This window comes from Streptomyces sp. NPDC058239, assembly GCF_042882185.1.
GTDB lineage: Bacteria > Actinomycetota > Actinomycetes > Streptomycetales > Streptomycetaceae > Streptomyces.
This window is the reverse complement of the sequence record NZ_JBHVWS010000081.1, coordinates 1-8595: the sequence shown is the minus strand read 5'-3', so window position 1 is coordinate 8595 and position 8595 is coordinate 1. Positions and strand designations below refer to the sequence as shown.

The 8595-nt window shown below is 66.1% G+C and carries 10 protein-coding genes and 1 pseudogene; 8 read left to right on the top strand and 3 right to left on the bottom strand.

What is annotated here, in order from left to right:
- Nucleotides 1-138: 138 nt before the first annotated feature.
- The gene (locus ACFVYE_RS43480; protein ID WP_389608984.1) at nt 139-2217 is read right to left on the bottom strand and encodes an alkaline phosphatase family protein; all 2079 of its coding nucleotides are present in this window, start codon (nt 2215-2217) and stop codon (nt 139-141) included.
- Between the two features lie 373 nt (nt 2218-2590).
- On the opposite strand from ACFVYE_RS43480, the gene ACFVYE_RS43475 reads away from it, so the two are divergent.
- Together ACFVYE_RS43475 and ACFVYE_RS43470 are read left to right on the top strand one after the other, a co-directional pair.
- Nucleotides 2591-2818 carry a hypothetical protein gene (locus ACFVYE_RS43475; protein WP_389608982.1) on the top strand — a complete coding sequence of 76 codons (228 nt, stop codon included), beginning with the start codon at nt 2591-2593 and terminating at the stop codon, nt 2816-2818.
- A 198-nt stretch (nt 2819-3016) separates the two neighbouring features.
- Nucleotides 3017-3886 (top strand): IS5 family transposase, encoded by an 870-nt coding sequence (locus ACFVYE_RS43470; protein WP_389608980.1) that lies wholly within the window; start codon nt 3017-3019, stop codon nt 3884-3886.
- Nucleotides 3887-3911: 25 nt separating this feature from the next.
- On the opposite strand, the gene ACFVYE_RS43465 is transcribed toward ACFVYE_RS43470, so the two are convergent.
- A complete protein-coding gene (locus tag ACFVYE_RS43465) occupies nt 3912-4256 on the bottom strand; it encodes a hypothetical protein (protein WP_389608978.1) in 345 nt (114 codons plus the stop codon).
- An 85-nt stretch (nt 4257-4341) separates the two neighbouring features.
- Here ACFVYE_RS43465 and ACFVYE_RS43460 point away from each other — a divergent pair, with 85 nt between their 5' ends.
- Together ACFVYE_RS43460 and ACFVYE_RS43455 are read left to right on the top strand one after the other, a co-directional pair.
- A complete protein-coding gene (locus ACFVYE_RS43460; RefSeq protein WP_389608976.1) occupies nt 4342-4602 on the top strand; it encodes an integrase core domain-containing protein in 261 nt (86 codons plus the stop codon).
- Nucleotides 4603-4795: 193 nt separating this feature from the next.
- Nucleotides 4796-4975, top strand: a complete 180-nt coding sequence (locus ACFVYE_RS43455) for a hypothetical protein (protein WP_389608974.1) — start codon at nt 4796-4798, stop codon at nt 4973-4975.
- A 214-nt stretch (nt 4976-5189) separates the two neighbouring features.
- Here ACFVYE_RS43455 and ACFVYE_RS43450 read toward each other — a convergent pair whose 3' ends face one another.
- A complete protein-coding gene (locus ACFVYE_RS43450) occupies nt 5190-5720 on the bottom strand; it encodes a hypothetical protein (RefSeq protein WP_389608972.1) in 531 nt (176 codons plus the stop codon).
- Nucleotides 5721-6392: 672 nt separating this feature from the next.
- Between ACFVYE_RS43450 and ACFVYE_RS43445 the strand changes: the two are divergent.
- The 4 genes and pseudogenes from ACFVYE_RS43445 to ACFVYE_RS43430 form a co-directional block, all read left to right on the top strand.
- A pseudogene (locus ACFVYE_RS43445) lies at nt 6393-6551 on the top strand (IS3 family transposase); the annotation flags it as partial.
- 233 nt (nt 6552-6784) lie between these two features.
- Nucleotides 6785-7441 carry a hypothetical protein gene (locus tag ACFVYE_RS43440; protein ID WP_389608970.1) on the top strand — a complete coding sequence of 219 codons (657 nt, stop codon included), beginning with the start codon at nt 6785-6787 and terminating at the stop codon, nt 7439-7441.
- Entirely contained in the window at nt 7431-8066 is a 636-nt protein-coding gene (locus ACFVYE_RS43435; RefSeq protein WP_389608968.1) for a Fic family protein, read from the top strand. The genes ACFVYE_RS43440 and ACFVYE_RS43435 overlap by 11 nt, the downstream gene beginning before the upstream one ends.
- A gap of 125 nt (nt 8067-8191) precedes the next feature.
- Nucleotides 8192-8575 carry a DDE-type integrase/transposase/recombinase gene (locus ACFVYE_RS43430; RefSeq protein ID WP_389608966.1) on the top strand — a complete coding sequence of 128 codons (384 nt, stop codon included), beginning with the start codon at nt 8192-8194 and terminating at the stop codon, nt 8573-8575.
- Nucleotides 8576-8595: the final 20 nt, after the last annotated feature.

The following is an 8595-nucleotide window of genomic DNA, read 5'->3' as shown; positions in this document are numbered from 1 at the left end:
CCCTCCGTCACAAGCCAAACTCATTTCACGTTCTTTTTTGTTGTGGGTGTTGTGTGTTTTTTTTTTATCGTCCCTATTTCCCACGCGGGGGCGGCCCCCCCCGCCGCCGGCCCCCCCCGCCACGGATGTCCTAGTCGATCAGTCTTGATCGGCAGTGGCGATCCGGCCGGCGTACCGCTGAGTCCAGGCGGTGTCGGTGTCGACGGTGATGACCACGTCGTAGTAGCCCTGCTGGGTCGGCCACATGACGACCTTCGTCTTGCCGCCGTCCACCGTGACGTTCTGGGTACGGCCGAGGTAGTCATTAGCGGTGAGCGTGTAGCGCACCGGCTTGGTGCCGTCGTTGTGCAGCGTGAGCTTCACCTGAGCCTCGCGCTTGGTGCCCGAGCCCTTCAGCAGGTCGACCTCGACGCGCGGGAGGCCACCGTCGGTCCTTCCAGCTGGCGTGACCTGACCGGCGAAGGAGCGCACAAAGCCGTCGTTGGAGTAGATCGAGAAGGCGTACTTGCCGTCGGTGGTCTTGGTGTCCCAGGTGTACTCGCGCGGCTTGCGCGCGGTGACGGTCAACGGCGTGTTGGAGAACGCCTGGTACTTGTCGGGGAAGACCTGGAAGCTCACGGCCTTGCCCTTCGCGCCGCCGGTCAGGGCCATCGTGGCGGTGACCGTCCCCGACGCGCGGTCCTCCGAGACCACCGCGTGCGGATGGAAGGTCAGCGGGCGCGGCTTCATGTGGTCGGCGTTGATCGACACCGGCTGCTCGGCGAGCGGGTCCGGGAAGGTAGCCGGCCCAGGTTGCGGGTGGGCGAAGTCGACCGCGCTGGTCAGGTCGCCCGCGATCGAGCGCCGCCAGTCGCTGATGTTGGGGCATTGGAACGGCTTGCCGAGGTGGGCCGCCCAGGTCTCGAGGAACTTGATCGTCGAGGTGTGGTCGAAGACTTCCGAGGCGACGTACCCGCCGCGGGTCCACGGCGAGACCAGCAGCATCGGCACTCGTGGACCGAAGCCGAGCGGGTAGTCGTCGACGTACTCGCCCGCTGTGCCCGGCTCAGGCCACGGCGGCAGCACGTGGTCGAACTTCCCGTCGTTCTCGTCGTAGTTGAGGATGAAGAGGGTGTGGTTCCAGATATCGGGGTTGCTCTGCAGGATGTCGAGCGTCTTTTTGACGTAGCGCTCGCCGTGCAGGGTGTCCGCGTCCGGGTGCTCGGACCAGCCGTACGGCGCCACGATCCAGGAGACTGCCGGCAGCGGGTGTTCCGCGCCCGGCTGGCAGGCGTCATGGAGGTTTTTGAGGACCGCGTCGAGGTTCTCGTCGGAGTCGTCGTTCGGTGAGGTCATGCCGGAGTAGTACGTGGCGTTGCCGCGCCAGATCAGCCCGGTGCCCGGCCGCAACTTCGGGTCGTCGGTGCTCAGCCCCTCCGGGTCGAATCCCTTGAAGTACTTCAGCTCGTTGTCGCCGTAGTCGCCGACCCAGGTGCTGATGTAACCCTGTCGCCCGTTGCCGCTGTTGTCGGAGTAGAGCCGCCAGTCGATGCCGACCTGCTGGAGCTGCTCGGCCACCGTGATCCAGGGACGGGAGTAGTTGGACTCATCGCTATTGCCCGTCTCGCTGTTGGCAGTACCGCTCCACAGGTACTTTCGGTTGGGGTCAGTCGGCCCGAACTCAGAGCAGAAGTTCTGGTCGGCGATGGTGTACTGGGCGGCGACCGAATGGTAGAAGTTCATGTAGGCGTCGCTGTGGTAGTTCATGCAACTGGCGCCGTTGTGCTGCACCCACAGGTCCCACTTGCGGTGGTTGACGTCGCCCCAGGCTCCGTGGTCGTTGCCCCAGGTGCCGTCGTCGGCCTTCGGGGTGACGACGTTGCCGTTGTCACCCTTCTGCTGGAAGACGGTAGTGCCGTCCTGGAACCGCAGCGCCTGCTTGTCCTTGAAGCCGCGTACACCGGGGAACGTGCCGAAGTAGTGGTCGAGAGACCGGTTCTCCTGCATCAGGATCACGACATGCTTCAGGTCGGACATGTCGCCCTGGAAGCCCTTCGGCAAGACATACCTGGGCTTCGAAGCGGCGTACGCGCCGCCCGCCCCGACGGTCCCGCCGAGCGCCAGCGCCCCGGCGGCGCCCCCCGCGCCCTGGAGGAACCGACGGCGGGTGGTACCGGTCGTCATTTCTGGTCTGTCGCCGAGCTCGGACTCCGGCATCGGGAAAAGTTGTTCAGACATGTTGAGGACGTTGCCGGAGCACCATGAAAGTAACAACAGCCAGAAATCTACGGGGGGATGGCTGTACGGGAAACACTTGGGGTGGGTGCGAGCCATATGAGAGGGCGGCATGAGGCTTGATGTCCGGTTCACGACTGGGGTTGGGGGAGGCGTGCTGGTCAGGGTGGAGCGGGGGGATCCACGGGCGGGGCTGGGCGAACAGGCCGGGTTCGGGTTCAGCGAGGAGGCCGCAGCTGACCAGGCGTTTCAGCTTGGACCGGATGTCTTCGGTGTTCTTCGCGATGATCGGCAGGTCCAGAGCCTGGCAGAGGTCGCGGCACCGTAGCGGGCCGTCGGCGTCGGCGAAGACGGTGAGGATCTGCTGGTAGGCGGGGTGCTCGGGGACGGCCGGTATCGTGAGCGCCTGTTCGGGTTCAGGCTCGGTGGCGAGGTCGGCCGCGATGCCCAGCAGTGTCTTCCGGGTAATCCGCAGCTCGGTGATCTCGGTGTCGAGTTCGGCCAGGCGGGCGGTGAGATGCTCGATCTGCGCCCGGGTCTGCTCGGCCTGGTCGGCGAGGTGGGCCTAAGAGGTCGTTTTCCTGCAATTCGTTTTGAAAGATAGCGATTCTACCGGTGCGTGAGTGGGGGACGGTTGAGGCCACTGAGGCGGGTGGCTCGAAGGTGCTCTTCTGGGGTGACGGGTGGGGCGGAGTATGTCTTGAGCCTGTTTCATCCCAGGGTGGGAGGGCGCATTGGCTTTGCTCCCGTTGTCGGTGCCGCACGCCTGGGCGTGGGCTGCCCTGAGCGGTACGTCCAGAGCATGACTGAACGCCGCCCGTATCCGAGTGATCTGTCCGATGCCCGCTGGGAGTTGATCGAACCGGTCCTGACCGACTGGCGGGGCGAGCGCCGCAGCAGGGCCCTGGACATCGGGCGACCACCCGAGCACGACCTGCGTACCATCCTGGACGCGATCCTCTACGTGGACCGCACCGGAGTGCAGTGGCGCTACCTCCCCCACGACTTCCCGCCCTGGGAAACGGTCTACGGCTACTTCGCCAAGTGGGAAAAGGACGGCGTGTTCGCCCAGCTCGGCGGGCTGCTGCGGAGCCTGCTGCGTGAACACGAAGGCCGCAACGTCGAACCGTCCGCGTGCGTCATCGACGCACAGAGCGTGAAAACCTCCACCAGTGTCCCCGCCACGAGCCAGGGCACGGACGCGGGCAAGAAGAGCGTCGGCAGGAAGAGAAGCATCGTGACGGACGCACTCGGCCTGCTTCTGGCGGTCCTGGTCACGGCCGCGAGCGTCCAGGACTCCGTCGCCGGCACCAGCCTGATCGACACGGTGGCTGCCGAGCACCCCACGATCCGGAAGGTCTGGGTCGACGGCGGCTACCGCCAGCACCTCGTCGAGCACGCCGCGACCCTGGGAATCGACATGGAAATCACCCAACGCAAGCCCGGGACCAGGGGCTTCACCCCCATCCCGAAGCGGTGGGCCGTCGAGCGAACCTACGGATGGCTGATGCTTCACCGCCGCCTGGTCCGCGACTACGAAGCCCTGCCCACCCGCTCCGAAGCCATGATCCACCTCGCCATGACCGACCTCCTGGCCCGCCGCCTCACCGGGGAAACCACCGTGTCCTGGCGCGACCCAACATCCCAGGACGAAACACAATCCACGGGATGAAACGCCGGGAGAAAACGACCTCTAACTAGGGCTTGTGGTCCGGCACTGACTCGGGTGGTCCTACGTACCAGCCTTGGACGGCCAACCAGAATCCGGCCAGCACTATAGCGACGAGCGTGACGCGGCCTGCGTACCCGACAACGGACGGTCCGATCATCCAACGTCGGGGCAGCAACCACGCTGACAAAGCAGCTGCCACTCCGACAAAGACGGTCAGCGGAAGCTCCGCGTACAGCACGCTCCAGTCCGGCCCCGCTTCGAATCCGGTGCGCGCCCGGAGTTCGGCGTCCGCGGCCCATCCCAGCAGCCCGACGAAACCACCGGCCAGGGCCACCCCGGTACCACTCAGTACTTCAACACGTTCCCTCATGATCGCTGGAGACGCTGGCTACCCCGTGGGAGTTCGCGCAGAACCGCACGATTCTCCGTCGCGGGAAACGAGGAGGCCGAGGACGATGGCGGCTACCGCGGCGATCGGGAACCATGAGACGGCACAGTGGTCATACAGACCCCACGGCCGCCCCTTGCGCACCGGGTTCGCGCCCGCCCTCCTGCCGCAGGCGGGCCTCGCCCGTGCGCTCGCAGCCCGCACCGGCATCGAGCAGTGGGTCGGCTGGTACAACACCGAGCGCTTGCACTCAGTACTCGGCTACCTCCCGCCCGGGGAATTCGAAGCCCAGCACTACCGATCCCAGGCGACCGCGAACGCCGCCTGAAACCACACAAACCAGCCGCTACGAAACTCGGAACAGCTCAGACGGCGGCTCATCTCGAAGCATGTGCGGTCCATGCAACGCGCGAAATTATTGGAGGACTCGCCACGGAGCGATCTGCCTCTGGGCGGCGGCCGGCAAATACTGGCAGCACGGGCGGAAAGTTCTCCGGCACCTCCCGCCGATACTCCGTCCCGTGCGTTCGCAGCGCCACGAGGTGGACGTCGGCAACATGGTGATCAAGCCGGCCACCACCACGATCCGGGCCGCGGTCACACATCGGGTCTCCGTCACCGACCAGTACGTCAATCACCCCGCAGGGTCTGGCAAGAAGTGCAAGAAGGGCGGACATCACAAGAAGTGCAAGAAGCACTGACACGCCGCAGAGCGGACGACTCATGAAGATGTCGCCCTGCCCCTGTTGAATTCGTCAGTGAGGCCTCCTCACCTCGGCGCCTGAGCCGGTTGGTTGGTTGGCCGTACCGAGGCGGCAGGAGCGCCGCCTCCTGCCGCCCTTCACCCTCGACCGACCGGGAAGGGCAGCAAGCGGTGGACCAGCCGTTGGAAGGGGGCGATGAACGCGTTCGACATCAACTGCGGGCTTGGTGAATGCTTCGCCTGGCTACCGATGTGAAATTCCGCAACGCGTCCCAGAATTGGTGATAGCTCTCGTCGAAGTCAGGGCTGAACACCGCTGATTCTTCGGCCATTGCATCGATCGCAAGGTAGACCCGCATGGATGCCCTCTCCAACTGGTCTGCTGCCCCTACCACATCGTCCGGGCCCTCCAAATGCGCTGTGTGGATCGCTCGCATCATTTCCGCGTGATGCTGAGCGTGACGCTGTTGCACCTCCCGTAGAGCGGAGGTCCGAGCCGCGGGCTCGCTCCAGCCCACGGCCGGAAGCACATCGATGAATCGCTCCCCCATCATGTGCGCATTGCGGATTACCTCGACATACGCGGATCGTCGCGAGGTCCTCGCACTTCCCGCTTCTTGCGCGGCTCGAGTCGTCTCGGACTGGATCTGGGCCGCCCGTGCACTGCCCCTGCTGCCTACCCAGCTGGCCAGGATGGCCGTGATGCCAGTGAGCGCGGCAATGAGTAACGCGGAGTCCTGCATGGGGTGATCCTGTCAGGATCATCTCCGGTGCACACCCGCGATGGCGAATGGGGGTGGGGAGAGTTCTCCGTCCTCTGTCCACAGGCCGGCGCCCGGCACCATGACGTGACCCCGGCTCACCACGCTCGCTCAGGAACCCGTTCGACTTGGGGTGATCGGCCCATGGGCGGGGGGTGTGGCTACGGTGCCAGGGGCGTCCGAGCGATCTTCCGGACGGGGCGCGCATCAGATACAAGTGGAGAGCGCGTGGAGCTGACGATCGCGGTGCAGAACCTCGGACTCGGCGGCCTCCGTACCGGGGCGGGGGATCCGGACCATCGCTGGCCGCAGCTGGCCGAGCGCATCAACAGCGCGGCCGAGCGGGTCGGCGCCCGGCACGTCGATGCTGTCCTGGTCCAGGAAGCCGCCGACTGGTACAAGTACGGTCACCGGCAGCTCGGGGTGGCCATGCGGGACCTGGACCTGGACGGGGTGCCGATCCCGCCGTCCCGCTCCGGTATCCCGCCGACGCTCCTCTACCGGCGCGCGACACTCGGCCGCTGGACGCACTGGAACACCGACTTCGCCCAGGAGACGCTGCACGGCTTCGGCGTCGCGGTATTCGACGTCGGCCTGCCCGCCCCGCTCGCCATCGTCTCCGCGCACCTGAACCCGTTCGTCGCCGACAAGGCGCGCGACGAGGAACTCAAAGAGCGGATCCAGGAGGTCTACACGTCCAACTACCGCGTCTACGGAGCCCGGAAGATCTGGCGCGAGCTGAACCGGCAGGAACACGCCGTGGCCCGCTGCACCGTCGAGCGCCTCATGCGCGAGCTCGGCATCACCGGTGTCGGCGTACACCTCGAAGTGCTCACCTGCGTACAGGTGAACGTGCCCGGTCGAGTGCCGCCGCATAGCGTGGAGCAGATGGCCTGGCAGCGTCGCACTGTGCGCCATGACAGTAGATCGGCGGCGCCGGAAACTTGTGTGACAAAGCCGCGAGCCCCTTGGCACAATCGGTGAGTTGCCCTGCCCGGTTCTGGAGGAACGTCACGGCTGTCAATTACGAGCTTGCCCCGGCCTGGTTGCCGTGGTCTGCCGTCGATCCCGACCTGATTGCCTTCGACTGGGACGATGAGGAGGGCTCTCAGGTCGCCACAGCGATCGCCTCGATGGTTCCTCCTGCCGGTGCCGGGTGGGATGAGAGACATCGCTTTACCACCGAGGTCACGGCGCTTCTGGCAGCCCGATACGGCCGATGGGCCTGCGGATGGCATTGGGCGGTCGGCGAGGGCGGTGGTGGTGGCGTCGTCACCAACTGGTGCTGCACCTCCCATTCCGTGGGCGAGCCCACAGCGACGGCCGCCAAGGTGGTCGCGTCACTGCTGGAGTGGCGCGACTGGCTGGAGGAGCTGGCCGAGCGGTTCGGGCAGATGGCGCCGCCCGCCGGGGCGGATGCCGAGGAGCGCAGTTGGCACCTGGAACGGGCGGTTACCCGACTGGTGACGGTGGTAGTGGACCGCACGGGTGCCGAATGCGGCTGGTATGGCCTCTGCGGCACTGTTCTCACGTGGTTCCTCTCCTCCACGGGCATGGGGCTGGAGACTGCGAAGCAAGCGGTCGACACTGCGATTGGTGGACGGTTCAAGAGCTGGACCGAACCGTCGCGCACCTTGGTCGACTCCGTAGGAGAGGATCTCGCCGTAGGCCTGACCGGAGAGCAGCCTTACCGTGACCGCTGACGCCTTGGCCGCCTGGTGCCATGTCAGGAACCAGGTCGACTGGGCTTCAGTGGTCGGTGAGACGCCGGCCCCGGTCGAGGCGACCGTGGACGGCCTCGGCACCTGGTGCGATGCGGGAGGCCGTTCCTCGAATCCGGCTCGAGGCGACCGACTACTCGCGGCGCTGGCTCAATCGCGCACCGACGCTTCCCGTAAGCGCCCCCTCACCTGCGTGCTTCTGGCTAAATGGCAGCGGCTTGTCCTCGGCCAGCCCGAGGTGTCGTTCCGACAAGGCGATGCGTTCGCCAAGGGCGGCCGTGAACGCTACGCACTTACGCCGCACACCCAGCGGGACTTTGAGCACTGTCTGCGCGATAGCGCCGACCCGAGAGTCCCCCTGGCCTCCCGTGCGGCCAGGGCCTACCTGGACGTCGCCTTCTTTCACCCCTTCCCGGATGGCAACGCCCGCCTCGCCATGCTCACCCTCGCCTACGTCTTGGAGCTGGAGGGAGTTCGGCTGGATCAGACCGGCCCCTTGCAGACCACGCGTTACGCGGACGACGCCGTCGGCGCGGCAGACCTGGCCGCCCTGGTCTCCGTCCTCATCCGCTCGACCCATCACCGTGCGCCCAGAGCCCGTTGCTGAGAGCGCAACCTCCCATCAGGTTCCCTTGACCTTGACCAGTCCGGCCGGGGGTTGAGCAGGTATATCCGTACGCGGCTGCGACGTTGATGTGTACGCCGACAACCGGCGCCGTCCACGGCAGGAAGGTGATCACGACGATCACCGATCAGGCCGCCGAGCGGGCCCCGGACCTCCTCGACCGCGACTTCGTCGCCAGTGCCCCCAACCGCTGCTGGGTCGCCGACTTCACGCACGTCGCCACCTGGAACGGGGTCGTCCACGTCGCCTTCGTCGTGGACACCTTCTCCCGTCGCATCGTCGGCTGGTCCACCTCCACCACCAAGGAGACCAGGCTCGTCCTGGACGCCCTGGAGATGGCCCTGTGGCAACGCGACCGGGACGGATTCCCGCACGAAATAGGCGAGTTGATACATCACTCGGACGCGGGGTCGCAGGGCGGATTCAATCGGTCGTCGCAACACCTCGTGATCAGCGAGGTGTGGGATGGTTCGTCGTCAGCAGGCAGCTGATCAGGCGATTCGGCCAAAGT